The sequence below is a fragment of the Kitasatospora sp. NPDC058184 genome, assembly GCF_042883725.1.
In the GTDB taxonomy this organism is placed as follows: Bacteria; Actinomycetota; Actinomycetes; order Streptomycetales; family Streptomycetaceae; genus Kitasatospora.
On sequence record NZ_JBHVVE010000022.1, the window covers coordinates 112,222 to 138,518 of the forward strand.

Annotated in this window: 22 protein-coding genes; 12 read left to right on the forward strand and 10 right to left on the reverse strand. The window is 72.9% G+C overall.

Features of this window, described 5'->3' with window-relative positions; translation table 11 throughout:
• Positions 1-78 precede the first annotated feature (78 nt).
• From ACFVXH_RS32305 to ACFVXH_RS32315, 3 genes are read left to right on the forward strand one after another with little or no spacing between them, the layout of a single operon-like run.
• Positions 79-888 (forward strand): ABC transporter ATP-binding protein, encoded by an 810-nt coding sequence (locus tag ACFVXH_RS32305; RefSeq protein WP_049650781.1) that lies wholly within the window; start codon positions 79-81, stop codon positions 886-888.
• Positions 878-1,795, forward strand: a complete 918-nt coding sequence (locus tag ACFVXH_RS32310; protein WP_387829444.1) for an ABC transporter permease — start codon at positions 878-880, stop codon at positions 1,793-1,795. The genes ACFVXH_RS32305 and ACFVXH_RS32310 overlap by 11 nt, the downstream gene beginning before the upstream one ends.
• Before the next feature lie 35 nt (positions 1,796-1,830).
• Positions 1,831-2,892: an ABC transporter substrate-binding protein gene (locus ACFVXH_RS32315; protein WP_375876177.1), complete on the forward strand. Its 1,062-nt coding sequence runs from the start codon at positions 1,831-1,833 to the stop codon at positions 2,890-2,892.
• A gap of 57 nt (positions 2,893-2,949) precedes the next feature.
• On the opposite strand, the gene ACFVXH_RS32320 is transcribed toward ACFVXH_RS32315, so the two are convergent.
• The 6 genes from ACFVXH_RS32320 to ACFVXH_RS32345 form a co-directional block, all read right to left on the reverse strand.
• Positions 2,950-3,852, reverse strand: coding sequence for a sucrase ferredoxin (locus ACFVXH_RS32320; RefSeq protein ID WP_049650779.1), 903 nt, complete (start codon positions 3,850-3,852; stop codon positions 2,950-2,952).
• A 38-nt stretch (positions 3,853-3,890) separates the two neighbouring features.
• Positions 3,891-4,622 carry a hypothetical protein gene (locus tag ACFVXH_RS32325; RefSeq protein WP_049650778.1) on the reverse strand — a complete coding sequence of 244 codons (732 nt, stop codon included), beginning with the start codon at positions 4,620-4,622 and terminating at the stop codon, positions 3,891-3,893.
• 17 nt (positions 4,623-4,639) lie between these two features.
• Positions 4,640-5,671 carry a hypothetical protein gene (locus tag ACFVXH_RS32330; RefSeq protein WP_387829447.1) on the reverse strand — a complete coding sequence of 344 codons (1,032 nt, stop codon included), beginning with the start codon at positions 5,669-5,671 and terminating at the stop codon, positions 4,640-4,642.
• Between the two features lie 12 nt (positions 5,672-5,683).
• Positions 5,684-6,946, reverse strand: a complete 1,263-nt coding sequence (locus tag ACFVXH_RS32335; protein WP_387829449.1) for a WXG100 family type VII secretion target — start codon at positions 6,944-6,946, stop codon at positions 5,684-5,686.
• Positions 6,947-6,976: 30 nt separating this feature from the next.
• The gene (locus ACFVXH_RS32340) at positions 6,977-7,270 is read right to left on the reverse strand and encodes a hypothetical protein (RefSeq protein WP_387829451.1); all 294 of its coding nucleotides are present in this window, start codon (positions 7,268-7,270) and stop codon (positions 6,977-6,979) included.
• 191 nt (positions 7,271-7,461) lie between these two features.
• Complete coding sequence (locus ACFVXH_RS32345) at positions 7,462-9,912, reverse strand: DNA topoisomerase (ATP-hydrolyzing) subunit A (protein ID WP_074005662.1); 2,451 nt, start codon at positions 9,910-9,912, stop codon at positions 7,462-7,464.
• Between the two features lie 297 nt (positions 9,913-10,209).
• Here ACFVXH_RS32345 and ACFVXH_RS32350 point away from each other — a divergent pair, with 297 nt between their 5' ends.
• The 3 genes from ACFVXH_RS32350 to ACFVXH_RS32360 all read left to right on the forward strand — a co-directional run bounded on the left by ACFVXH_RS32350 (position 10,210) and on the right by ACFVXH_RS32360 (position 14,459).
• On the forward strand, positions 10,210-11,559 hold the full coding sequence (locus ACFVXH_RS32350; protein ID WP_074005661.1) for a pitrilysin family protein: 1,350 nt from the start codon (positions 10,210-10,212) through the stop codon (positions 11,557-11,559).
• A gap of 20 nt (positions 11,560-11,579) precedes the next feature.
• Positions 11,580-12,944 (forward strand): pitrilysin family protein, encoded by a 1,365-nt coding sequence (locus ACFVXH_RS32355; RefSeq protein ID WP_074005706.1) that lies wholly within the window; start codon positions 11,580-11,582, stop codon positions 12,942-12,944.
• Positions 12,945-13,265: 321 nt separating this feature from the next.
• The gene (locus ACFVXH_RS32360; RefSeq protein WP_387829453.1) at positions 13,266-14,459 is read left to right on the forward strand and encodes an RtcB family protein; all 1,194 of its coding nucleotides are present in this window, start codon (positions 13,266-13,268) and stop codon (positions 14,457-14,459) included.
• 88 nt (positions 14,460-14,547) lie between these two features.
• Here ACFVXH_RS32360 and ACFVXH_RS32365 read toward each other — a convergent pair whose 3' ends face one another.
• Positions 14,548-14,829: an HPr family phosphocarrier protein gene (locus tag ACFVXH_RS32365; RefSeq protein ID WP_049653316.1), complete on the reverse strand. Its 282-nt coding sequence runs from the start codon at positions 14,827-14,829 to the stop codon at positions 14,548-14,550.
• 227 nt (positions 14,830-15,056) lie between these two features.
• Between ACFVXH_RS32365 and ACFVXH_RS32370 the strand changes: the two genes are divergently transcribed.
• The 4 genes from ACFVXH_RS32370 (at position 15,057) to ACFVXH_RS32385 (ending at position 20,514) form a co-directional block, all read left to right on the forward strand.
• A complete protein-coding gene (locus ACFVXH_RS32370) occupies positions 15,057-17,873 on the forward strand; it encodes a GNAT family N-acetyltransferase (protein ID WP_387829455.1) in 2,817 nt (938 codons plus the stop codon).
• Between the two features lie 91 nt (positions 17,874-17,964).
• A complete protein-coding gene (locus ACFVXH_RS32375) occupies positions 17,965-18,564 on the forward strand; it encodes a DUF5998 family protein (RefSeq protein WP_049653318.1) in 600 nt (199 codons plus the stop codon).
• Positions 18,565-18,608: 44 nt separating this feature from the next.
• On the forward strand, positions 18,609-19,796 hold the full coding sequence (locus ACFVXH_RS32380; protein WP_049653320.1) for an alkaline phosphatase family protein: 1,188 nt from the start codon (positions 18,609-18,611) through the stop codon (positions 19,794-19,796).
• 61 nt (positions 19,797-19,857) lie between these two features.
• Positions 19,858-20,514, forward strand: a complete 657-nt coding sequence (locus ACFVXH_RS32385) for a thymidine kinase (protein ID WP_074005657.1) — start codon at positions 19,858-19,860, stop codon at positions 20,512-20,514.
• 11 nt (positions 20,515-20,525) lie between these two features.
• Here the strand turns inward: ACFVXH_RS32385 and ACFVXH_RS32390 are convergent, their stop codons facing one another.
• Positions 20,526-21,269, reverse strand: coding sequence for a VOC family protein (locus ACFVXH_RS32390; RefSeq protein WP_310593192.1), 744 nt, complete (start codon positions 21,267-21,269; stop codon positions 20,526-20,528).
• Positions 21,270-21,520: 251 nt separating this feature from the next.
• Between ACFVXH_RS32390 and ACFVXH_RS32395 the strand changes: the two genes are divergently transcribed.
• Complete coding sequence (locus tag ACFVXH_RS32395) at positions 21,521-22,399, forward strand: sulfurtransferase (RefSeq protein WP_380744420.1); 879 nt, start codon at positions 21,521-21,523, stop codon at positions 22,397-22,399.
• A gap of 56 nt (positions 22,400-22,455) precedes the next feature.
• Here ACFVXH_RS32395 and sepH read toward each other — a convergent pair whose 3' ends face one another.
• Positions 22,456-23,538 carry a septation protein SepH gene (sepH, locus tag ACFVXH_RS32400; protein WP_074005654.1) on the reverse strand — a complete coding sequence of 361 codons (1,083 nt, stop codon included), beginning with the start codon at positions 23,536-23,538 and terminating at the stop codon, positions 22,456-22,458.
• A gap of 517 nt (positions 23,539-24,055) precedes the next feature.
• On the opposite strand from sepH, the gene ACFVXH_RS32405 reads away from it, so the two are divergent.
• On the forward strand, positions 24,056-24,937 hold the full coding sequence (locus ACFVXH_RS32405; protein ID WP_387829458.1) for a hypothetical protein: 882 nt from the start codon (positions 24,056-24,058) through the stop codon (positions 24,935-24,937).
• On the opposite strand, the gene ACFVXH_RS32410 is transcribed toward ACFVXH_RS32405, so the two are convergent.
• Positions 24,934-26,256, reverse strand: a complete 1,323-nt coding sequence (locus ACFVXH_RS32410) for a D-arabinono-1,4-lactone oxidase (protein WP_375876169.1) — start codon at positions 26,254-26,256, stop codon at positions 24,934-24,936. The two genes, ACFVXH_RS32405 and ACFVXH_RS32410, sit on opposite strands and share 4 nt — an antisense overlap.
• Positions 26,257-26,297: the final 41 nt, after the last annotated feature.

Below are 26,297 nucleotides of genomic sequence, written 5' to 3' on the forward strand. Positions count from 1 at the left end.
CACTACGCGAAGAAGGCTCCCGCCGGGGCCGGGCCCGCTCCTACCTTTCCGGGGCAAGCACAGAACCGGGAGGAATGCATGACCGAGACCCCGGCGATCGAGCTGACCGGCGCGACCAAACGCTTCCGCACCCCCTCGGGGGCGTTGCACACCGCCGTCCGCGATCTCGATCTGACCGTCGCCCAGGGCGAGTTCGTCGCCGTCGTCGGCCCCACCGGCTGCGGCAAGTCCACCACGCTGACCCTGGTCAGCGGCCTGGAGGAGCCCACCGAGGGCGAGGTCCGGGTGTACGGCGAGCCCGTGCGCGGGATCGACCCCAAGGTCGGGTTCGTCTTCCAGCAGGACGCCGTCTTCCCCTGGCGCACCGTCCTGTCCAACGTGATGGCCGGCCCGCGCTTCCGCGGCGTGCCCGCCGCCGAGGCCAGGGAACGGGCCCGGGACTGGCTCGGCCGGGTCGGCCTGGCCGCCTTCGAGGACCGCTACCCGCACCAGCTGTCCGGCGGCATGCGCAAGCGCGTCGCGCTCGCCCAGACCTTCGTCAACGACCCGGCGATCCTGCTGATGGACGAGCCGTTCTCGGCCCTGGACGTGCAGACCCGGGCCCTGATGTCGGACCAGCTGCTGGAGCTGTGGGCCGGTACCGGCTCGTCGGTCGTCTTCGTCACCCACGACCTGGACGAGGCCATCGCGCTCGCCGACCGGGTCGTCGTCATGACGGCCGGACCGGCCACCGTCAAGGAGGTCTTCACCGTCGACCTGCCGCGCCCGCGCACCGTGGAGGCCGTCCGGCTGGAACCGAGGTTCGTCGAGCTGTACCGCGAGATCTGGGCCTCGCTCGGCGAAGAGGTGCGCATCACCCGGGAGAGAGGAGCGGGTCGTGCCGCTTGAGACCGCGTCCGATTCCGTGCCCGAGTCCGTGTCGGGAGCCGCGCCGGGAGCCGTGCCGGCCGGCGCCGGGAAGCCCCCGGCCGTCACGACGAGGACCGAGGCCCGCGAACGGGCCGCCCGCAACCGCCGGTTGGTCGTCTACGGCGCCCGGGTCGCGGTGCTGCTCGCCTTCCTCGGGCTCTGGGAGGTCTGCGCCCGCACCGACGTCATCGACCCGTTCAACTTCTCCCAGCCGTCGAGGATCTGGGACCAGATCTGGCAGTGGGTCACCCACGGCACCGCGCAGGGCTCGCTCGGCGAGCAGATCGGCTACACCCTGTACGAGGCCCTCGCCGGCTGGGTGATCGGCGTCATCGGCGGCGTGCTGCTGGGCATCGCGCTCGGCCGGATCCGCTTCCTGGCCGACGTGTTCGGGCCGTACATCAAGGTGCTCAACGCGATCCCGCGGATCGTGCTCGCGCCGATCTTCCTGATCTGGTTCGGCCTCGGCCCGGCCTCCAAGGTCGCCTCCGCGGTGGTGCTGGTGTTCTTCCCGGTGTTCTTCAACGCCTTCCAGGGCGCCCGCGAGGTGGACCGCAACCTCGTCGCCAACGCCCGCATCCTGGGCGCCGACAACCGCAGGGTCACCCTCCAGGTGGTCATCCCCGCCGCCACCACCTGGATCTTCACCAGCCTGCACGTCAGCTTCGGCTTCGCGCTGATCGGCGCCATCGTCGGCGAGTACATCGGCGCCACCAAGGGCCTCGGCCTGCTCGTCGCGGCCGCCCAGGGCACCTTCAACGCGGCCGGCGTGTACGCGGCCATGACCATCCTCGCCGTCGTCGCGCTGCTCACCGAGGGGCTGCTGACCTTCGCCGAGAAGAAGCTGTTCCGCTGGAAGCCCGCCGACGCGGGCGACGGCCGCTGAACCTCCCCCGCCCGTACGAAGAGAGGCCCCCACCCATGCGCAGAACGGCTGCCGCCGCCCTCGCCGCCCTCCTGCTCCTCCCGCTCTCCGCCTGCGCCAACGACGCCGCCACCGCCGGACACGGCGCGGTCGCCGCCCCCGCCGGGCAGCAGGTCGACGGGCCCAAGGTCAAGATCATGGTCGGTGGCCTGGACAAGGTCATCTACCTGCCCGCGATGCTCACCCAGCGGCTCGGCTACTTCGCCGAGGCCGGCGTCAACGTCGAGCTGATGACCGAACCGGCCGGCGTCAACGCCACCACCGCGCTGCTCGCCGGGGACGTCCAGGGCGCCGTCGGCTTCTACGACCACACCATCGACCTCCAGGCCAAGGGCAAGAAGGTCGAGTCCGTGGTGCAGTTCGCCCAGGCGCCCGGCGAGGTCGAGGTGGTCTCCACCAAGCAGGCCGACGCGATCAGGTCCGGCGCCGACTTCAAGGGGAAGAAGCTCGGCGTCACCAGCCTCGGCTCCTCGACCGACTTCCTCACCAAGTACCTCGCGGTCAAGAACGGCACCGCCGTCAGCGAGTTCAGCCCGATCGCGGTCGGCGCCGGCCAGACCTTCATCGCCGCGCTCCAGCAGGGCAGCATCGACGCCGGGATGACCACCGACCCGACCGTCGCCGCCGTCCTGGACAAGGGCCTCGGCAAGGTCCTCTACGACATGCGCACCCCCGAGGGCTCGCGCGAGGCGCTCGGCGGGCTCTACCCGTCCTCGTCGCTGTACATGAACACCGACTGGGTGGAGAAGAACAAGGACACCACCCAGAAGCTCGCCAACGCCTTCGTGAAGACCCTCACGTGGATGTCCACCCACAGCCCCGAGGAGATCGCCGCGAAGATGCCCGCCGACTACGCCCAGGGCGGCGCCGAGCAGTACGCGGCGGCGATCAAGGCGACGCTGCCGATGTTCACCACGGACGGCGTGATGCCGGCCGACGGGCCGAAGACGGTGCTCTCGGTGCTCGCCGCGTTCCACCCGGACGTGAAGGGCAAGGAGGGGTCGATCGACCTGGCGAAGACCTACACCACGGAGTTCGTCGCCAAGGCCGCCGGCTGAACCCCGCCGCCGACAGCGGTCCCGCGCTCACCCCCACGGGCGCGGGGCCGCTGTGCGTCAGAGCCCTCGTACGGACAGCACGTCCATCCGCGACGGCGTCCCCGCCGCCTTGCCGCAGCTCTCCGGCCGCGCCGGCTCGCTCACCGTCTCGATCACGTCCACCTCCCAGGACCGGCCGTCCCGGTGCAGCACCGTCACCAGCCAGCGTCGCTCACCGTCCGGCCGCTGGACGAGCGTCAACGCGTCCACCCCGGTCTCGCCGGTCGCCAGCCGCACCGCGTGCTCGGCCGCCTGGCCCGGACGCTCCCAGCCCGAACAGCCGCGCGACCACTCCGGCACCGTGTGCCCGGCCGCCGTCGCCGCCAGCACCTCCTTGGCGGTCTCCGGCGTCAGCCGCCCGTACGCGTAGCCGTACGGCAGCACCAGCATCGTGGGGGAGAAGCGGTGCCCGCCCAGGTGGGTGACCTCCCACACCTCGCTGTGCCCGGCCGCCGCCAGCTCCGCCGCGAGCGGACGGCCCAGCAGCGCGCAGCAGCGGTCCCGCCGCCCGTTGGTGCACACCAGGGCCACCGGGCCGCCGACGTGCTCCGCACCGAAGCCGGTGTGGTCCCCGGCGCCCAGCGCCGCGAAGTCCAGGCCCAGCAGCTCCGCCGGATCCGCCACCGCCGCCCGGCGCACCCAGTCGCGGCCCGGCACCGTGTGCGCCACGAGCACCTCGTGGCGCGGGGTCGGCAGGCAGTCGGCGTGCCGCCCGGGCCGCCGGATCAGCGCCACCCGCACGCCCGTCCCGGCCGCGGCCGCCTCCAGCGCCCGCCCCACCGCCGCGTCCAGATGGCTCTCGCCCAGCGCCTTCGCGCCCCACGGCCCGTTCTGCTCCACCAGCAGCCAGGTGCTCGCCACCGCCGCCGTCGCGGCCAGCGGCTCCGAAAGTTCACGCGACACGGTCGCACAAGTGCTCACGCCGGCAAGGCTACCCTCAGCTGATCACCCTCACTCGATCACCCGAAGGCGGCCTTCACCCGCTGCGCGACCTCCTCGTCCACCGTGTCGTACATCGGCTCGGAGACGGTCGGGAGGTCGGCGAACTCCAGGTGGATGCTGCGGACGACGTCCGCGAACAGCTCCGAGTACAGCACCCAGTCCTCCGGGCACGGGGTACTCAGCTCCAGCGAGAGCAGCTGCGACTCGTTCGGCAGCGGCAGGTGCACCTGGATCACCGAGGTGGTCAGCACCCCGTCGACGAGCGGGACCGCCAAGCCGTCGAGCGGGGTCGACCCGTCGTCCACCGCGGTCGCCACCGCGTCGATCACCGCGACGGCCCGCCCGGCCGGCAGCTCGACCGCCGTCACCTCCGCCTCCGGACGGGACAGGGCCAGCCGGGTGAGCAGGAAGTCCACCGCGCCGGGGTAGTCGGTGCCGACCAGCGGGCAGACCGTGGCCGTGATCGACGCGGTGCTCGGTCGGCCGTCCACGTCCACCAGGCACATCCCGGCGTGGATCACCCCGGCCTCGGCCATCGACGGGATCAGCCCGGCCAGTGCCACGGCCCAGCGCACCCGCACCTCCTCGGGCTGGGAGGCCAGCACCTCGCAGACCAGCTCCCACAGCTCCTCGGCCACCTGGTCGTCGGTGCCGAGCACCGGGACCTCGTGGAAGGCGGGCGGGACGACGAAGCGGATCTGGAGCCGCGCGTCCTCGGCGGGACGGTAGGCCGTCGGTATGTCGGGCATCGAGCCTTCCTGGGAGGTCATGACGGCTTGCGGATCCGGTTGCGGACATCCAGCCAGGACGGCGGGACGGGGACCGGGACGCCGTACGCGCGGGCTTCGACGAGCAGGTCGAGGTAGGCGGCGGCACGGTCGCGAAGACCGGAGCGGTGCCAGGTCCAGTGCGCCCTCAGCGCGGGGAGGGCGGTGAGCGCGCAGAAGGCCGCCAGGCCGCCGATGACGAGGATGGACTGCCGGCGCTGCTCGGAATAGCTGAAGTCCGAGCCGAGGAAGCCGACCAGCACGGCCAGGCAGAAGACCAGGGCGGAGACATTGGTCCACACCAGTCTCCGGCGGACGGTGCGCCGCTGCGCGGTGAGCAGGCCCCGGACCGCCTGTTCGTCCAGGAAGTCGAGGCCGTGCGGGGCACCGAGTTCACGGGCCCGGGTGGCCAGCGGCCAGTGCTGTGCGAGCGCGGCGGGCGGCAGCACCGGGAACGCGGGGTCGATCACCGCGTCGGGCGGCCACCACGAGCCGGGCTGCGCAGCGACGGACGGCGGGGGCACGGGGGCGTACGGGCCCGGACCGGTGGGGTATGCGGCCGGTGGTTGCGCTTGCGGAGCGGGCCGGGCGTCTGCGTCCCATGACGCCTGCTCGGTATCGGCTCCCCACTCGGCGGGAATCTGGATCGTCAGCCCCGCGCGCCTGGCCTGGTTCAGCAGCCCGATGTACGCGGTGAAATGTACGGAAGCTTCAGTCTTTGCCGATCCGCGGTTCGCGCCCCATATCCAGAGTGCGATTCCGGCCGGAACCCCAAGGATCACTGCTGCCCAATTGCCGGTGATCCAGGAAGCTGCTACGCCCATGATGATGAGCAGCAGCGCCAGTTCGTCGAAGGAGTCCAGCCGATTCCGTAGCCGCATGTGTCTGATCACCACATTGCGGGCCACATCGTCGTTCAGCAGAGTGACACCGTAGAGTGCCTCGGCCCGCCGTGCCGCTTCGGCTACCTCGGGCACGGAAACGAGCTGCCCGCCCGAGACGGGAAGGGTCACGTAGAGGTCCTTGACCATGCGCCTGTCCTCTCAGCCGACGGCGTTCAGGAACGGAGCGGACGCCGGTCGGTACGCGGGCTTCGGAAGCGGTCCCGGGGCCTCGACGTGGGATGCCCGGGCCTTCTCCTTCTCGCCGTCCTGGTAGAAACCGTAGGCGAGCCCGTTCGCCTTGTTCGTGATCGTGACCGTGCGGGGGTCCACTGCGACGCCCGCCTTCTTGAGCCCGCCGACGATGAGCTTGGTCGATATCGGGTTCATGGTCTTCTCGAACAGGCCCGCGCCGGCGGCCGAGGTGCGTTCGGCGGCGCCGGCCCCCTCGGCCGCCACCGAGGTCCTGACGTTCCGGATCGGGGCCCGGATCACCTTGTTGACGACACCGACGCCCTGGACCTTCGTGATCGACTTCCCGGCGGTGGCGAAGCCCTTGATGGCGCCGACACCCGGGATCACCCCGAGTCCGTCCAGTCCGATCTTCAGCCAGGAGACGTCCTGGCCCCGGGACTTGGCGATGCCGTGCCCGGCCATCGCGGCCGCGCTGGTCAGCATGGCCGCGGCGCCCAGCAGTGGGCCCGCCACGGGGACCGCCAGTGCGGCGATCGCCAGCACGGCTGAGATCTTGGACAAGTCGTCCGCGTGCTCGGCGAGGAAGTCCAGCGACTTCTGCCAGGCGTGCTCCACCTTGTCCAGCATCCGCTTGAAGAAGCTCGGGTCCGGCGGGTGGTGCCGGGACGCCTCCATGATCGCCTTGGCGGCCGCCTCGGCCTTGTTCTTGTGGTCGGCGAGCTGCTTGTGGCCGTTCGCGACCACTTCGTCGAGCTGGTGCGCGAGCTGCTGCTGGGCCTGGAGTTTGGCCTCGAAGTCGGCCTTGGCCTTCGACTGGGCCGCCGCGTCGGTGGACTGCGCGGAGGCGTCGAGGGCCTTGCCCGCGGCGTCGCACTGGACGTTCATGTCACCCAGCCGGGAGCGCAGTTCGACGGCCTGGGCCTCCATCGTCCGGCCGTTGGCGAGCAGGCCGGTGAGCTGGGTGTGCCAGGCCTTGAGGGCCCGGGAGCAGGCGGCCATCGAATCGTGGCCCTGGGTGAGGTACTTGGGCAGTTCGCCCAGTTTTCCCGCGAAGTTGCGGGCCGCCTCGCCCTGCCAGGCGCTGCCGTCGGAGCCGAGGTCGGCGAGGGTGTGGCGCAGTTCCTCCAGTTCGCGGGCGACGGCGTCGACGTCCGCGTACATCTTGGCGATGGCCGGAAGGTCCCCCGGGGCCGGGCAGAAGCCGAGGCCCGGCCAGTTCTTGTCACTCATGGTGGAAAGTCAGTCCCCCTGTTGGTCGGCTCAGGTCGCGCCGAATCCCTTGGCCGTGCCCTGCTCGTTCTCCCCGTAGTTCTTGAGCGTCGCGTCCAGGCCCTCGCGCAGGCCGTGGGCGAGCTTGGCCATCCGGCCGATGCCGCCGTGCCAGTGGTCCTCGAAGCCCTTGCACGCCGCGTCGAGCCGTGCGGTGCCCAACTGCTTTCCCTTGCCGAGGTTCTCGAGGCTCTTGGCGACCGCCCCCATGCGGGTGCCGCATTCGTCGAGTTGTTTGGACACCGTGCTCATCCGGCCCATGTCGATCTTGAATTCTTCAGCCAACTGCCGTGCCCCCCAAGGCCGGTGACGAGGTGTCGAGCACACCTGTTCGGTGAACCTAACCCATGGGAGGGCAAAGTTCAGGCCATGGCCGGGAAATGGTGATCACCGTTCCGTATCCCCGGCCGGGCGGGTACGAAAAAGCGGAGGGGCACCGGACGATGTCCGGTGCCCCTCCGCTCGGGCGGGAGCCGTTACGCCGGGCCGGCGACCACCGCGATCGGGGTGGTGACCGGGGTGCCGGAGCCGTCGCGGCGCGGGTCGCGCTCGGGCAGGTCGACCGGGGCGCCCTTGGCGGTGGCGGCGCGGGCCGGGGCGGCACCGGCCCAGGCGAAGGCCAGGGCGTCCTCGCCGCGCAGGAAGCGCTGGCAGCGCACGCCGCCGGTGGCGCGGCCCTTGCGCGGGTACTGCTCGAACGGGGTGACCTTCCAGCTGGTCTGCTCGCCGTCGGAGAGCGTGCCCGTGGCCGTGGCCACCGAGACCACCACCGCGTCCGCCGCCGGGTCCACCGCTGTGAAGGACAGCACCCGCGTGCCGTCCGACAGCTTGATGCCCGCCATGCCGCCCGCCGGGCGGCCCTGCGGACGCACCTGGCCCGCGGGGTAGCGCAGCAGCTGGGCGTCGGAGGCGATGAAGACCAGGTCCTCCTCGCCGGTGCGCAGTTCGACCGCGCCCACCAGCTCGTCGCCCTCCTTGAGGGCGATCACCTCGAACTCGTCCTTGTTCGCCGGCCACTCCGGCACCACCCGCTTCACCACGCCCTGCAGCGTGCCCAGCGCCAGCCCCGGCGAGGACTCGTCCAGGGTGGTCAGCGCCAGCGCCCGCTCCCCGTCCTCCAGCCGCAGGAACTCGCCCACCGCGGCCCCGCCCGCCAGCGTCGGCGACGGTGTCGGCGGCAGCGCCGGGAGGTCGATCACCGGCAGTCGCAGCACCCGGCCCGCGGACGTGACCACGCCGACGTCCGCCCGGGCCGTCGCGTGCACCGCCGAGACGATCACGTCGTGCTTCGCCCGCTTCTCCGACTCCTCGAACGGCTCGCCGTCCGCCGTCCGCGCCAGCAGGCCCGTCGACGACAGCAGCACCCGGCACGGGTCGTCCGCGACCTCCAGCGGCACGGCCAGCGCGGCCGAGGGCACCGCCCCCGCCTCCAGCAGCACCGTGCGCCGCTCGGTGCCGAACTGCTTGGACACCGCGCCCAGTTCGGACGACACCACGCTGCGCAGCTTGGTGTCCGACTCCAGGATCTCGGTCAGGTCCGCGATCTCGGAGGTCAGCTTCTCCTTCTCCTGCTCCAGCTCGACCCGGTCGAAGCGGGTCAGCCGCCGCAGCGGGGTGTCCAGGATGTACGCGGTCTGCGTCTCCGACAGCGAGAAGTGCTCCATCAGGCGTTCCTTCGCCTGCTGGGCGTTGTCACTCGACCGGATGATCGCGATGACCTCGTCGATGTCGAGCAGCGCCACCAGCAGGCCCTCGACCAGGTGCAGCCGCTCCTCGCGCTTGCGGCGGCGGAAGTCGCTGCGCCGGCGCACCACGGTGAAGCGGTGGTCGACGTAGACCTCCAGCAGCTCCTTGAGCCCCAGCGTCAGCGGCTGCCCGTCCACCAGCGCCACGTTGTTGATGCCGAAGGTCTCCTCCAGCGGCGTCAGCTTGTACAGCTGCTCCAGCAGCGCCTCCGGCACGAAGCCGTTCTTCACCTCGATGACCAGCCGCAGCCCGTGCTCGCGGTCGGTCAGGTCCTTGACGTCCGCGATGCCCTGGAGCTTCTTCGCGTTGACCAGGTCCTTGATCTTCGAGATGACCTTCTCCGGGCCGACGTTGTACGGCAGCTCGGTGACCACGATGCCCTTGCGGCGGGCCGTCACCGCCTCCACCGTCGTCGTCGCCCGGATCTTGAACGTGCCGCGGCCCGACTCGTACGCGTCCCGGATGCCCGACAGGCCCACGATCCGCCCGCCGGTCGGCAGGTCAGGACCGGGCACGAACCGCATCAGCGTGTCCAGGTCCGCGTTCGGGTGCTTGATCAGGTGCCGGGCCGCGGCCACCACCTCGGACAGGTTGTGCGGCGGCATGTTCGTCGCCATGCCGACCGCGATGCCCGTCGCGCCGTTCACCAGCAGGTTGGGGAACGCAGCCGGCAGCGCCAGCGGCTCCTGCTCGCTGCCGTCGTAGTTGGGGCCGAAGTCGACGGTGTCCTCGTGGATCGACTCCACCATCGCCATCGAGGCGGCCGTCAGCCGCGACTCGGTGTAGCGCATCGCGGCCGGCGGGTCGTCGTTGCCCAGCGAACCGAAGTTGCCGTGCCCGTCGATCAGCGGCAGCCGCATCGAGAACGGCTGCGCCATGCGCACCACCGAGTCGTAGATCGACTGGTCGCCGTGCGGGTGCAGCCGGCCCATCACCTCGCCCACCACGCGGGCGCACTTCACGTGCGCGCGCTCCGGGCGCAGGCCCATCTCGTTGGCCTGGTACAGGATCCGGCGGTGCACCGGCTTCAGGCCGTCCCGCGCGTCGGGCAGTGCACGCGAGTAGATCACCGAGTAGGCGTACTCCAGGAAGGAGCCCTGCATCTCGTCCACGACGTCGACGTCGAGGATCCGCTCCTCGAAGTCTCCGGGCGGCGGGGTCTGCGAACTGCGGCGGGCCATCGCGGCGGGGCTCCCTTACGTGTCGCTGGCTGTGTCTCGGTCGGTCGCCGAACGCCGGGGGGCGGTCGTCGCTCGTCTCCGCACCGTCCCGCCGCCGGACCCGTCAACCGGGCGCCGTCGACAGGGCGCGGCGCCCCCATTGTGGACCCTCGGGCCGACACTCCCGGTCAGCGGCCCTCTTCCGCCCCTGGCGAACGGCCCCGTCCGCGCGGACACGAACACGGCTCCCGCACGTTGCACCACAATGGGGGACGCCACACGAACCCCCGACATCGACGACGGGAAGGACCCGAGCGCATGGCCAACCCGGCCCCCGCCTCCAGCCGAGGCATCGCCATCACCGAGCACCGCCTGGCCAACGGCCTGCGCGTAGTCCTCTCCGAGGACCACCTGACCCCGGTCGCCGCCGTCTGCCTCTGGTACGACGTGGGCTCCCGGCACGAGGTCAAGGGCCGCACCGGCCTCGCCCACCTCTTCGAGCACCTGATGTTCCAGGGCTCGGCCAACGTCACCAACAACGGGCACTTCGAGCTCGTCCAGGGCGCCGGCGGCTCGCTCAACGGCACCACCAGCTTCGAGCGCACCAACTACTTCGAGACCATGCCCGCCCACCAGCTGGAGCTCGCGCTCTGGCTGGAGGCCGACCGGATGGGCTCGCTGCTCGCCGCGCTCGACGAGACGTCCATGGAGAACCAGCGCGACGTCGTCAAGAACGAGCGCCGCCAGCGCTACGACAACGTCCCGTACGGCACCGCCTTCGAGAAGCTCACCGCGCTCTCCTTCCCCGACGGCCACCCGTACCACCACACCCCGATCGGCTCCATGGCCGACCTCGACGCGGCCACCCTGGAGGACGCCCGCACGTTCTTCCGGACGTACTACGCGCCCAACAACGCGGTCCTCTCGATCGTCGGCGACATCGACCCCGAGCAGACCGTCGCCTGGGTCGAGAAGTACTTCGGCTCCATCCCCGCGCACGACGGCAAGCAGCCCCCGCGCTCGGGCGAGCTCCCCGAGACGATCGGCCGCGAGATCCGCGAGGACGTCCACGAGGACGTCCCCTCCCGCGCCCTGATGGCCGCCTACCGCCTCCCGCACGACGGCACCCGCGAGGCCGACGCCGCCGACCTCGCCCTCACCATCCTCGGCAGCGGCGAGTCCAGCCGCCTCTACAACCGGCTGGTCCGCCGCGACCGCACCGCCGTCGCCGCCGGCTTCGGCCTGCTGCGGCTGGCCGGCGCCCCCAGCCTCGGCTGGCTCGACGTCAAGACCTCCGGCGACGCCACCATCGAGCAGATCGGCACCGCCGTCGACGAGGAGCTCGCCCGCTTCGCCGCCGAGGGCCCCACCGCCGAGGAGCTCGAACGCGCCCAGGCCCAGATCGAGCGCGAGTGGCTCGACCGGCTCACCACCGTCGCCGGCCGGGCCGACGAACTGTGCCGCTACGCCGTCCTGTTCGGCGACCCGGAGCTGCTCAACGACGCCCTCCCCAAGGTCCTCGACGTCACCGCCGAGGAGGTCCAGGCCATCGCCAAGGCCCGGCTCCACCCCGACAACCGGGCCGTCCTCGCCTACGAGCCGACCGCCGCCGCCGAGACCGACGCCGACTCCGACGCCGCTTCCGAAGAGGAGGGTGCCGCCGTATGAGCACCGACTACGTCCCCGCCATGACCTTCCACCCGCAGCCCCGGCCGGGCACGCCCAGCCCCTGGGACTTCCCCGCCCCCGAGCGGGCCGCCCTCGGCAACGGCATCACCGTCCTGCACTGCCACCGGCCCGGCCAGCAGCTGGTCGCCGTCGAGGTCCTGCTCGACGTACCGCTCGCCGCCGAGCCCGAGGGCCTCGACGGCGTCGCCGGCATCCTCGCCCGCGCCTTCAGCGAGGGCACCGACACCCTCAGCGCCGAGGAGTACGCCGCCGAGCTGGAGCGCGCCGGCGCCACCCTCGACACGCACGCCGACCACCCGTGCATCCGGATCTCCCTGGAGGTCCCCGCCTCCCGGCTCCAGCGCGGCCTGTCCCTGCTCGCCGACGCCCTGCGCGCCCCGGCCCTGCCCGAGGCGGAGATCGAGCGGCTGGTCGCCAACCGCCTGGACGAGATCGTCCACGAGCAGGCCAACCCCGCCCGGCGCGCCGCCAAGGCCCTGTACGCCGAGCTCTTCGACGCCGCCGACCGGCTCTCCCGGCCCCGCGCCGGCACCGCCGACACCGTCAAGTCGATCGACCGCGCCGCCGTCAAGGCCTTCTACGACGGCCACGTGCGCCCCGCGACCAGCACCGTCGTGGTGGTCGGCGACCTCACCGGCGTCGACCTGCCCGCGCTGCTGGAGAGCACCCTCGGCACCTGGACCGGAACGGCCGCCGAGCCGTCCGTCCACGCCCCGGTCACCGGCGACGACCACGGCCGCGTCGTCATCGTGGACCGCCCCGGCTCCGTCCAGACCCAGCTGCTCATCGGCCGGATCGGACCCGACCGCCACGACCCGGTCTGGGCCGCCCAGACCCTCGGCACCTACTGCCTCGGTGGCACCCTCACCTCCCGCCTGGACCGCGTCCTGCGCGAGGAGAAGGGCTACACCTACGGCGTGCGCGCCTTCGCCCAGCCGCTGCGCTCGGCCGCGGACGGCAGCGGGCGCGCCATGCTCGCCATCAGCGGCTCGGTGGACACCGCCTCCACCGCCCCCGCGCTGGCCGACACCTGGGTCATCCTGCGCACCCTCGCCGCCGAGGGCCTCACCGACGCCGAGCGCGACGAGGCCGTGCAGTTCCTGGTCGGCGTCGCCCCGCTGAAGTACGAGACCGCGGGCTCGGTCGCCGGCACCCTGGCCGACCAGGTCGAGCAGTACCTGCCGGACGACTACCAGGCCGAGGTCTACCGGCAGCTCGCCGAACTGCCCACCGCCGCCGCCACCGAGGCGGTCGTCGCGGCCTTCCCGCCGGACCGCCTGGTCACCGTCCTGGTCGGCGACGCCGCCGTGATCGCCGACGACGTGCGGGCGCTCGGCATCGGCGAGGTCACCGTCGTCAGCTGACGGCCCCTCCCGGAACACCCTCCGGCCCGGTGGAGCATCCGCTCCGCCGGGCCGGACGCGTTTTTAAATCCGTTGCGGGCCGCGCCCGTTCCGTGGATAGATGTTCCCCGACGCACAGCACGTGCGAACTGCGACGAAGGAAGGGAGGCGGTCACCATGCGGGTCGAGCAAGCCATACGACGCTCCCCGAGGCCGTATTCCCCCTGCACCGTCGCCCCGGGCGCCTGAGCCCCACCCCCCTGAACTTCCCCGAGCCGCGCCGGGATTCCTCGCGCGGCACCACCTTCCCCGAACCACCCGACCCCTGGAGGTCGTTCACCCATGTCGTACACCGAGGTACCCGGCGTCCGCGTCCCGATCCGGATGTGGACCGACCCGGCCACCGTCGAGGGCCAGGCCCTCCAGCAGCTGCGCAACATCAGCTCCCTGCCCTGGCTGCACGGCCTCGCCGTGATGCCCGACGTCCACCTGGGCAAGGGCGCGACGGTCGGCTCCGTCATCGCCATGAAGGACGCGGTCTGCCCGGCGGCCGTCGGCGTCGACATCGGCTGCGGGATGAGCGCGGTGAAGACCTCGCTCACCGCCGAGGACCTCCCGGACGACCTCTCCGGCCTGCGCCGCGAGATCGAGCGGGCCATCCCGGTCGGCCGCGGCCTGCACACCGACCCGGTGGACCCGTCCAAGCTGCACGGCTTCCGCACGGCGGGCTGGGACGACTTCTGGCAGCGCTTCGACGGCATCGCGGAGGACGTCAAGTGGCGGCGCGAGCGGGCGATGCAGCAGATGGCGACGCTCGGCGGAGGAAATCACTTCATAGAACTGTGCGTTGATACGACTGACGCGGTCTGGCTGATGCTGCACTCCGGATCGCGCAACATCGGCAAGGAGCTGGCCGAGCACCACATGGGCGTCGCCCGCTCGCTGCCGCACAACCAGGGCCTGATCGACCAGGACCTGGCCGTCTTCCTCGCGAAGACCCCGGAGATGGGTGCCTACCGGCAGGACCTGTTCTGGGCCCAGGAGTACGCGAAGCTCAACCGCGCGCTGATGATGGCGCTCTTCCAGGACGTCGTCCGTCGGGAGTTCACCAAGGCCGGGGTGACCTTCGACGAGGTCATCAGCTGCCACCACAACTACGTGTCGGAGGAGCGGTACGACGGCGTCGACCTGCTGGTGACCCGCAAGGGCGCGATCCGGGCCGGCTCCGGCGATCTCGGGATCATCCCCGGCTCGATGGGGACAGGTTCCTACATCGTCCGCGGCCTGGGCAACGCGTCGTCGTTCAACTCGGCCTCGCACGGCGCCGGCCGCAAGATGAGCCGCAACGCCGCGAAGAAGCGGTTCACCACCCAGGACCTGGTCGAGCAGACCAAGGGCGTGGAGTGCCGCAAGGACGGCGGCGTGGTGGACGAGATCCCGGGCGCCTACAAGAACATCGAGAAGGTCATCGAGCAGCAGAAGGACCTCGTCGAGGTGGTCGCGCACCTCAAGCAGGTCGTCTGCGTCAAGGGCTGACCAGGCCGGCCGGAGCACGGCGGCCGGAAAGCCGATCGGGGTGCCGCCGGAATCCGGCGGCACCCCGATCGGGTGCGTGCTGCGAGGCTCAGGCCGCGGCGGGGAGCTCGTCGAGGCCCTCGGAGACGAGCTTGGCGAGGCGGTCGAGCGCGTCGTCGGCGTTCTCGGCGTCGGAGGCGAGGATGACCTCGTCGCCGCCCTGGGCGCCCAGGCCGAGGAGGCCGAGCATGGAGGCGGCGTTGACCGGGTTGCCGCCCGGCTTGGCGATGGTGATCGGCACGCCGGTGGCCGTGACGGCCCGGACGAAGACGGAGGCGGGACGGGCGTGCAGGCCCTCGGCCCAACCGATGGTGACGCGGCGCTCAGCCATGAGACGTGCCTTTCCGGTGAAGCTGGTCACGGCCGTGCTCGGTGAGCGGGGGGAAACGGCCATGTTGTCTAGACCAGTGTTGCACGCAGGCGGCCCCTGGGAACCGCAGCGTTCAGGACTTGTGATTGTTTCTTTTCGGGGCATAAACCCCGGTCGACGGCCCTGTCCACCCTGCCGTGAGCACGCGCCCGGCGCCATTCGGCTCGCCGCCGGATAACCTGACGAATGTGGAAGACCCCGCGGTGGCGAACCCCGCGCAACCCGACTATCCGCAGCACTGGGAAGCGGACATCCTGCTGCGTGACGGAGGTACGGCCCGGATCCGGCCGATCACCCCCGACGACGCCGGACGGCTCGTGGAGTTCTACGGGCAGGTGTCGGACCAGTCCAAGTACTTCCGGTTCTTCGCCCCCTATCCGCGGCTCTCCGACAAGGACGTCCGCCGCTTCACCCACCACGACTTCGTGAACCGGGTGGGCCTCGCGGTGGTGGTCCGCGACCGCTTCATCGCCACCGTCCGGTACGACCGGATCGACGCCGAGGGCCGCCCCTCCGAGACCGGCACCGACGCCGAGGTGGCCTTCCTGGTGCAGGACGCCCACCAGGGCCGCGGCGTGGCCTCCGCCCTGCTGGAGCACATCGCGGCGGTCGCGCAGGAGCGCGGCATCCGCCGCTTCCAGGCCGAAGTGCTGCCGGAGAACCGGAAGATGGTGAAGGTCTTCACCGACGCCGGCTACACCCAGCACCGCAGCTTCGCCGACGGCGTGGTGCACCTGGAGTTCGACCTGGAGCAGACCGACCGCTCGCTCGCCGTGATGCGCGCCCGCGAGCACCGCGCCGAGGCGCGCTCGGTGCAGCGCCTGCTCACCCCGCGCTCGGTGGCGGTGATCGGGGTCTCCCGCACCCCGCAGACCGTCGGCCGTGCCATCCTGCGCGACCTGCTGGGGGACGAGGCCCCGGCCGACCGCCCGGTGTACGCCGTGAACCGCAACGCCGCGCCCGGCACCGAGCTGGACGGCGTCCCGGTCCACCGTTCGATTCTGGACATTCCCGGGCCGGTGGACCTCGCGGTGATCGCCGTCCCCGAGGGCGCTGTCCCGGCCGCCGTCGCCGAGTGCGGCGCCCACGGGGTGCAGGGCCTGGTGGTGGTCACCGCCGGCTACGCGGAGACCGGTCCGGAGGGCCGGGACCGGCAGCGCGCGCTGGTCCGCCAGGCCCGCGCGGCCGGCATGCGGGTGATCGGCCCGAACGCCTTCGGCCTGATCAACACCGACCCCGGGCGCCCGCTGAACGCCTCGCTCGCCCCGCGCCTGCCCGGCCGCGGCGGCTTCGGGATCTTCTGCCAGTCCGGTGCGATCGGCGTGGCCCTGCTGGAGGCCTCCCACAAGCGCGGCCTCGGCGTCTCCTCCTTCGCCTCGGTCGGCAACCGGTCCGACGTCTCCGGCAACGACTTCCTCCAGTACTGGGCCGAGGACGAGGCCACCCAGGTGGTGCTGCTGTACCTGGAGTCCTTCGGCAACCCGCGCAAGTTCACCCGGATCGCCCGCCGGCTGGCCGCCGTCAAGCCGGTCGTGGTGGTCAAGGGCGCCCGGCACACCGGCAGCCTGCCGCCCGGCCACGCCGTCCCCGCCACCGCCACCGGCCTGCGCGACGCCACCGTGGACGCGCTGTTCGAGCAGGCGGGCGTCATCCGGGTGTCGACCATCACCGAGCTGTACGACACCGGCGAGCTGCTGGCCCAGCAGCCGCTGCCGCCGGGGAACCGGGTCGCGGTGGTCGGCAACTCCGACTCGCTCGGCCTGCTCACCTACGACGCCCTGCTGAGCGCCGGCCTGCGCCCGTGCACGCCCGTCGACCTCACCACCGCCGCGACCGGCGAGAACTTCCGGATCGCCCTGGACGTCGCGCTCGCCGACCCGGCCGTGGACGCGGTGATCGCCGTCGCCATCCCGCCGATCGGCACCTCCGCCCACGCCTTCATGGGCGGCCGGCTGACCGGCGAGGACGACCCCGCGATGGGCTCGGACGACCCGGAGATCGCCGCCGCGCTGCTCGAAGCCGGTGGCCGCGCCCGGGAGCTGGGCAAGCCGCTGCTGCTCACCCACCTGGCGCTGACCGACCTGCCGGTCCGGCTGCGCCCCGGCGGCATCCCCGCGTACGCGGCGCCCGAGCGGGCCGTGCACGCCCTCGCCCACGCCGTGCACTACGCGCAGTGGCGCCGCCGCACGGCCGCGGCGGAGGAGACGGCGCGCGTCCCCGAGCTGGACCGGATCGACGAGCCCGGCGCCCGCCGGCTGGTGGAGGCGGCGCTGAGCACCCGGGCCGCCGTCGCCGCACGCACCCAGCCCGGTGGTGCCCGGATCACCCTGTCCGAGGCCGAGGCACAGGAGCTGCTGGCCCGCTACGGGATCGACGTCTCGCCGGTGCGGCCGGCCCCGGACGAGGAGGCCGCCGTCGCGGCCGCCGCGGCGCTCGGCTACCCGGTGGCCCTCAAGGCGACCGCCCCGCACCTGCGCCACCGCCCCGACCTGGGCAGCGTCCGGCTGGACCTGACCGACGAGGCGGGCCTGCGCCGCGCCCACCGCGAGCTGGACGCGCTGCTCGGCGGCGCCGCGCAGGCCGAGCTGGTGGTCCAGCGGATGGCGCCGCGCGGCGTGGACACCGTGATCGCCGCCACGGTGGACCCGGCGGTCGGCGCGATCCTCTCCTTCGGCCTGGCCGGCGCCCCGGCCGAACTGCTGGGCGACACCGCGCACCGACTGGTTCCGGCCACCGACCAGGACGTCGCCGGGCTGATCCGGGAGGTGCGGGCGGCGCCGCTGCTGTTCGGCTGGCGCGGCGCCGAGTCGGTGGACACCGACGCGCTGGAGGAACTGCTGCTACGGGTGTCGCAGCTGGTGGACGACGTGCCGGAGATCGCCTCGGTGGATCTCGAACCGGTGGTCATGGCCCCGCACGGACTGGCGATCCTGGGGGCGCGGGTGCGGGTGGCGCCGCTGCCGGTCCGCAGCGATCTGGGCCCGCGCGCGATGAGCACGCTGTAACCTTCCTTGGTTGCGCCCTGCCCGGGCGCTGTTGTCCGAAGCTCGGCGCCGTGCCGCCCGCTTCGTCGGCGGACCATGCCAGGATGGAGATATGGCGAAGACCGGTACCACCACCACTCAGGACCTGCGCTCGGCTATCGAGCGCAGCGGCTACTACCCGGCCCTGGTGTCCGAGGCGGTCGAGTCCGCGGTGGGCCCGGAGCCGATCAGCTCCTACCTGGTGCACCAGGAGACGACCTTCGACGCCAACGAGGTGCGCCGGCACGTCACGGTGCTGGTCCTCACCCCGACCCGGTTCGTGGTGAGCCACACGGACGAGCAGTCCGGGGCCGAGGGCAGCCCGGCGGTGCCGTTCGCGACGACCTCGACGGAGAGCGTCCGGCTGGACCGGATCGGTTCGGTGGTGGTGAGCCGGATGGTGGCGAACCCGGAGACGTACACCCCGGGCACCCTGCCGCGCGAGGTGGTGCTGACGATCGGCTGGGGCGCGGTGCAGCGCCTGGACCTGGAGCCGGCCGGCTGCTCGGACCCGAACTGCGAGGCCGACCACGGCTACACCGGCTCGGCCACGGCCGACGACCTCTCCCTGCGGGTGAGCGAGGCCGGCGACGGCCCGGAGACGGTGTCCCAGGCGCTGGTGTTCGCCCGGGCGCTGTCCGACGCGACGATCAGCACCGGCCCGCGGGTCTGAGTTCCGCCGCTTCCGACCGACCGCACCGCTACGAATCCGGTTCCATGTCCTTCGTTCCTGCCGACGGCTACGACGCCTTCGAGATCCTTGACCCGGCCACGGCCCCCGCGCCCCCGTACGGCAGTGGTTCGCTGTGCGACCTGCTGCCCTCGGTGGCGGCGGGGCTGGGCGTCCCCGGGTTCACCGCGACGCTCCCGATCGCCCCGGCGGACCGGGTGGTGGTGTTCCTGGTGGACGGCCTGGGCTGGGAGCTGCTGCTGCGCCACCCCGAGTACGCGCCGTTCCTGTCCTCGCTGGCCGGGAGCTCGATGGGGGGCAGCGGCCGTCCGCTGACCGCAGGCTTCCCGTCCACCACGGCGACCTCGCTGGCCTCGGTCGGCACCGGTACGCCGCCGGGCCTGCACGGCCTGGCCGGGTACACGGTGGCGGTGCCGGGCGCCGGCTACCTGATGAACCAGCTGCGCTGGCAGCCGCCGACCGAGCCGCACGCCTGGCAGCCGTACCCGACGGTCTTCGAGCGCACCCACCAGGCCGGGGTGGCGACCGCGCAGGTCTCCTCCCCGCTGTTCGCCCAGACCCCGCTGACCAGGGTGGCGCTGTCCGGCGGCACCTTCCTCGGCCGCACCACGGGCGAGGAGCGGATGGACCTGGCGGCCTCCTGGCTGGCCGAGCACGACCGGGCGCTGGTGTACACGTACGTCAGCGAGCTGGACGGCGCGGGCCACCGCTTCGGCGTGGACTCGGACGAGTGGCGGATGACGCTGGACGCGGTGGACCGGCTGGCCCGCCGGCTGGCCGCGCAGCTGCCGCCGCGTTCGGCGATGTACGTGACGGCCGACCACGGCATGATCGACATCGCCCCGGAGGACCGGATCGACTTCGACGAGGACTGGGAGCTGGGCGCCGGCGTCGCCCTGCTCGGCGGCGAGGGCCGGGCCCGGCACGTGTACGCGGTGCCGGGGGCCGCGGCCGACGTGCACGCGGTCTGGAGCGAGGTGCTGGGCGACCGGATGTGGGTGGCCACCCGGGACCAGGCGATCGCGGCGGGCTGGTTCGGCCCGGCCGTGGACGAGCGGGTGTACGCGCGGATCGGCGACGTGGTCGCCGCGGCGCGCGACGACATCGCGATCACCGCCTCCCGCAACGAGCCCGGCGAGTCCGCGATGATCGGTCTGCACGGTTCGATGACCCCGGTCGAGCAGTTCGTGCCGCTGCTCGAAGTCCGCGGCTGAGCCGCTCGATCGACTCTTCTGCGCCCGAATTCCCTTGATGTGAAAGGCCCTTGCTCCACCCATGGCTGAACTGGTGTTCTTCTCGGGCACGATGGACTGCGGCAAGTCGACGCTGGCGCTGCAGATGGACCACAACCACACCGCGCGCGGCCGGCAGGGCGTGATCCTCACCCGCAACGACCGGGCGGGCGCGGCGACGATCTCCAGCCGGCTGGGCCTGCGCGCCGACGCGGTCGAGGTGACGGACGACTTCGACTTCCACGCGCACGTGGTGCACCGGCTGTCGGCCGGCGGCCGGGTGGACTACCTGATCTGCGACGAGGCCCAGTTCTTCGCCGCCGAGCAGGTCGACCAGCTGGCCCGGGTGGTGGACGAACTCGACATCGACGTCTACACCTTCGGGATCACCACGGACTTCCGCACCCGGCTGTTCCCGGGCTCGCAGCGGCTGATCGAGCTGGCCGACCGGGTGGAGGTGCTCCAGGTCGAGGCGCTCTGCTGGTGCGGTGCGCGGGCCACCCACAACGCCCGGACGGTCGGCGGGGTGATGGTCGTCGAGGGCGCCCAGGTGGTGATCGGCGACATCTCGGTGGACCGGGACGAGGTCGGCTACGAGGTGCTGTGCCGCCGCCACCACCGCCGCCGGCTGACCGCCGCGACGGCGCACGCCTCGGTGCTCTCCCCGGACGTGCTGCCCTTCGAGGAGCAGCAGGCCTGAGAGCCGGGGCCCTAGGGAAGCACCTCCAGGACGGAGAAGTGCCCGCCCTGCGGGTCGGCCAGCCGGGCGGCGCGGCCGCGGGCGGTGTCGTGCGGTTCGACCAGGACCCGGCCGCCGAGTCCGAGGGTGTGCCGGGCGGTCAGTTCGGCGTCGCGGACCACGAAGTGGGTGCGCCAGCGCGGCGGGTGGCCGCGCAGCTCGGCGCGGTGCCGGATGCCGGCGACCGGCCGGCCGTCCACCAGCAGCGCGGTCTCCTCCGGGCCGGAGCGGACCGGGCGGTCGAGGACGGTGGAGTAGAAGCCGGCGGCGCCCTCCGCGTCGGGGGTGAGCAGTTCGGCCCAGGCCGGGGCGCCCGGTTCGCGGCCGGCCTCCCGGCCGAGGTGCTCCTCACCCTGCCAGAGGCCGAAGACCGCGCCGGAGACGTCGGCGGCGATGGCCATCCGTCCGGCGCGCTCGGCCTGGAGCGGCCCGACGGCGACGGTTCCGCCGCACTCGCGCACCAGTTGGGCGGTGCGGTCGGCGTCGTCCACGGCGAAGTAGGTGGTCCACTGCACCGGGAAGCCGGTGGCGGTGGAGACGCCGAGGCCGGCCACCGGTGCCCCGTCGAGCTCGGCCCGGACGTAGTCGCCGAGCTGGCCGGGCCCGGGCGTGTACGTCCAGCCGAGCAGGGCGCCGTAGAAGGCGCGGGCGCCGGGCAGGTCGTCGGTCAGCAGGCTGACCCAGCAGGGCGTGCCCTGGGCCAGTCGGAGTTCCACCGCGGGCAATGCGGGCCTCCTCATGGGTGGTTGGCGCACGGAAATCCTCGCGCGCGAGGGTGATGCTTCCACCCTGGCGGGCGCCCAACCCTCGGGCCGCGCGGAAAGTCCGGCAAAGACCCCACAAAGAGCGACGGGTCGGGCGTGTCCCGCGGATTCCCGCCGGATTCGCGTCGGATTCCGCCGGGTCCGGGGGCGGCGGGAATCCCGATCACCCGCCGTCGGGGCGGCGCTGCGCGACAATGGCCGCCATGACCACCACCTACAACGACGGTTCCCCGCTGATCTCCGCGGCCGGGCTGCGGGAGGCGCTGGCCTCCGCGCTGCCGCCGGTGCTGCTGGACGTGCGCTACCAGCTGGTCGGTGCCGCGCCGGGCGGCCCGACCGCGGCCGAGGAGTACCGGGCCGGCCACCTGCCCGGCGCCCACTTCGTGGAGCTGGACCGGGACCTGGCGGCCCCGCCCGGCGCCCCCGGCCGGGGCGGGCGCCACCCGCTGCCGGACCCGGAGGAGTTCGGCGCGGCGATGCGCCGCTTCGGGGTGAGCGCGGGGCGCCCGGTCGTGGTGTACGACGGCGCGGCCTCGATGGCCGCGGCCCGGGCCTGGTGGCTGCTGCGCTGGGCCGGGCACCGGGACGTCCGGGTGCTGGACGGCGGCTTCGCGGCCTGGCAGGCGGCCGGGCTGCCGGTGACGGCCGAGCTGCCGGAGTCCGGCGAGGGCGACTTCAAGCCGGTGCCGGGGCAGCTGCCGACGGTGGACGGGGACGGCGCCGCGGCCTGGGCCCGCCGCGGCCTGCTGCTGGACGCCCGGTCCGGGGAGCGCTACCGGGGCGAGACCGAGCCGGTGGACCCGCGGGCCGGGCACATCCCGGGCGCGGTCTCGGCGCCGACGGCCGACAACGTGGGCCCGGACGGCCGGTTCCGGCCGTCCGCCGAGCTGGCCGCCCGGTTCCGTGGGCTGGGCGCGGGGGAGCGGGAGACGGCGGTGTACTGCGGTTCGGGCGTGACGGCGGCGCACCAGGTCCTGGCGCTGGAGGTGGCGGGCCTGCCGGCCGCGCTGTACCCGGGCTCGTGGAGCGAGTGGTCGAGCGACGGGGCGCGCCCGGTGGCGGTCACCGACCAGCCGGGCTGATCTCCCCGGGCATGCCGAAGGGGCGGGAGGCCCGGCCTCCCGCCCCTTCGGCGTCGCTACTCCTGCTTCTTGCGCCGGCTGCCGAAGACGATCTCGTCCCAGCTGGGCACGGTGGCCCGGCGACCGGGCCGGACGCCGTCCGCCTCGGCCTGCCGGTCGGTGGTGCCGACCAGGCGCTCGCGGTGCGGGGCGACGGCGCGCGGCATCAGGATGTCGGCGTAGGCCGAGCCCGCGCCGACCGCCGGGGCGGCGGCCGCCGCGGCCGACTCCTCGGTCTCCTCGGCGACCTCGGCGGGCACCGGCTCGATCGGGGCGGGGGCGCCGACGGCGAGGTCGCCGCGGAAGGCGGGGACCACGTCGAGCAGGCTGGTCAGCGAGTCCCGGGCGTCGGCGGTGGCCTCCCGCGACTCGCGGACCTCGCGGGACGACATGATGCGGTCGGCCGAGGGCCGGTCGATCATCGGGCGGGGCGGCCGGTCCTGGGGGAGCCGGGCGATCCGCGGGATGAACGGGAAGACCGACTCCTCCTCGCGCTCGACGTTCTCGCCGATCAGCGCGCGGGCCTCGTCGTCGTTGGGCTGGACCAGGCGCCGGGGCGGGTCGTACGTCCAGGAGGCGCTGCGGCCCTCGCCGTCGGCCCGGTAGGAGAGGATGACCTCCCAGGTGCCGTCGTCGCGCCGCCAGGAGTCCCAGCGCTCGGTCTCCTTCTCGGCGCCGCGCAGCGCGAGCCGCTCGGCGACGGCCTCGCCGAGCTGCGGGCCGGGGGACTCGCCGTTGCGGCGGATGGCGGTCTTGCGGGCGCGCTCGGCCATGAAGGCGCGCTCGGCGAGCACCGGGCCCTCGAAGCGGCGGACGCGGTCGACGGAGATCCCGGCGGCCTGGGCGACCTCCTCCGCGGAGGCACCGGCTCGTATCCGCGCCTGGATGTCCCGGGGGCGGAGGTGGCTCTCGACCTCGATCTCGATCTGGCCGAGGCGCGGCCGGTCGCCACGGATGGCGGCGCGCAGCCGTTCGTCGATGGGAAGGGTGTACTCCGTGCTGTCGGCAGCCTTGAGCACCAGCCGTGTGCCGTCGTTGCTGACGGCCACAACCCGCAGTTCGGGCACGGTTACCTCCCGGGTGGTGCCTGCCGACGTCACCTGCGTCGCTGCTCCCGTACTGAGTGTGGCCTGCCCACTCGCGACTGGCCACAACCTTGCTGAGTTCCCCGGCGTGTCGGGCTTACGCCCGCGCACGCCGCTGTGGCACGGTTGCCTTTTTGCCACGCCATCGGTTGACGTCGCGCCTGGGTGTCCCGGCCGTCCTCGCACGCGCAGTGAACGCGACGTTCCGGGACGGGCGTCGCCGTGCGTGCCCGGTCCGTGTCTCCTTGTCAAGCTGCCGGTGGGGGCGCAGTCGACAAGTCGACCCAAGGCTCGGGCTTTACGAACAGTACTCCATTCGTGGCATCCACAGGGGCGGCTCGCCGCTCAAGTCTCCCGCGATTCACGGGAATCTCAAGAGCGTGCTCCCCCGATGGCGGACCACCGCCGGACGGACGGTGATCATCTTCACACAATCCGGGCGCCGAGAACCGCATTTTCGTCCCTTGTGTCCTTCTTTGGGCAAGATGGAGAGCCTTGTACGAAGAACAGCCGTAGGGACCGAGGGATGTTGATGCCGGAGCGGAGCCCCGCCGAGGAGGGCGGCAAGGCCAAGGAGGAGCGCAGGCGCATCGATCTGAGTGTGGCTCAGGTCGCGGCGAGTGCGCTGGCCACGGTGGTGGGTGCGCTGCTGGCCTCCGAACTGGGGGTGTACGGCACGATCCTGGGCGCCGCCGTGGTGAGCATCGGGGCCACCACCGGCGGCGCGGTGTTCCAGCACATCTTCAAGCGGACCGGTGAGCAGCTGCGCGAGGCGGTGGACCGGGGGCCGAACCAGGCCGCCAACACCCTGCGCCAGGTGCCGGTCGAGTCCGAGCCGCCGGAGACGCGGGTGCAGCCGCCGGTGATCACCTCGGAGTGGAACGAGCCGCAGGTGGTCCGGGCGCGTCGCCGGTGGGGCTGGAAGACGTACGCGGCGGTGTCCGGGCTGGTCTTCGTGCTGGCGATGACGCCGATCGTGGTGTTCGAACTGGCCACCGGGCAGCCGGTGTCGGCGACGGTCAAGGGCGAGTCCGGCAACGGCACGTCCTTCGGCGGCTCGGTGGCGCCCAAGTCCTCCCGGCAACAGGACGCCCCGCCGGAGCGGCCGTCCCAGGGCGGGAACGGGAAGCAGGGGCAGGACAACGCGCCCTCCGGTGGCGCCTCCGCCCCGTCGACCACCCGGCCGGGCCGGGAGCCGGTCGACACGCCGAGCACCGGCGCGGGAACGGGCTCACCCTCGGCCGGCCCGACCGCGACCCCGTCGGCCGGCGCCTCCCCGTCGGCGGGCGGCGGGAAGCCCACCGGCGGAGCGACCCCGCAGCCGACGGCGCCGAACAGCGCCCCGGCGAACGAACCGGCGAAGGCGCCGGTGGCCCCGCCGCCGGCCGACGGCAACAACGCGGCGACGCCCTAGTCGCCCAGCACCCGGCGCAGGTAGTCGTTGCCGAACAGCCGCCGCGGGTCGACCTCGTCGCGCAGTGCGGTGAAGTCGCCGAAGTGCGGGTAGACGCCGGCCAGGTACGCGGCGTCGCGGGTGTGCAGCTTGCCCCAGTGCGGCCGTCCCTGATGGGCGGTCATCAGCTGTTCCACGCCGGTGAAGTAGCCCTGGTCGGCGGTGCCCCGGTAGAGGTGGACGGCGATGTAGGCGCTGTCCCGGCCGGAGGCGGTGGAGAGCCAGAGGTCGTCGGCGGGGGCGAAGCGCACCTCGACCGGGAAGCCGACCTTCCAGTCGGAGCGCTCGACCAGGGACTTCAGCTCGCGCAGCACCTCGCCGACGGCCGCGCGCGGCACCGCGTACTCCATCTCCACGAAGCGGACCTTGCGCGGGCTGGTGAACACCTTGTACGCGGTGTCGGTGAAGCTGCGCTCGGACCAGGCCCGGCTGGCCAGCGAGGCGATCGAGGGGATCGAGCCGGGGAAGCGCCGGCCGACCCGGCAGGCCCCCTCCCAGACGGTGTTGGAGAGGAAGTCGTCCTCCAGCCACTCCTTGAACCGGGGCAGCGGGGCGGCCGGGCCCTGGCTGCGGTTGTTGCGCTTGGTGGAGCAGCGGTCGGTGTGCGGGAACCAGTAGAACTCGAAGTGCTCGTTGACGGCGGTGAGGTCGTCCAGGCGCTCCAGCACCTCGTCGAAGCCCATCGGCTGCTCGTGCGCGGTGAGCAGGAAGGCCGGTTCGACGCCGAAGGTGAGCGCGGTGATCACGCCGAGGGCGCCGAGGCCGAGCCGGGCGCCCTGGAAGAGCCGGGGGTTCTCGGTGGGGGAGCAGTGCCGGACGGTGCCGTCGGCGAGGACGATCTCCAGCGCGCGGATCTGGGCGGCCAATGAGCCGGAGTCGCGGCCGGTGCCGTGGGTGCCGGTGCTGGTGGCGCCGGCCACGGTCTGGACCTCGATGTCGCCCATGTTGGTCAGCGAGAGGCCCTCGGTGGCGAGGACGCGGTTGAGCCGGTGCAGCGGGAGGCCGGATTCGACGGTGATGGTGCCGGCCTCGCGGTCGATCTCGCGGACGGCGGTGAGCGCGTGCGGGCGGATCTGGACGCCGTCGTCGGCGGAGGCGATCGAGGTGAAGGAGTGGCCGGATCCGACGGCCTTGACGGTGCGGCCCTGTTCGGCGGCCCGCCGGATCTCCCTGGCCAGCTCCTCCACGGTGCCGGGGGCGGCGGCCCGGGCGGGCCGGGCGCTCTGGTTGCCGGCCCAGTTGGTCCACCGGGTGGGGGTCGCGGTACTGGCCTGGGGCATTGCGCTGCCTCCTGCTCCGTGGCCGAACGGGTTCGGCGCGG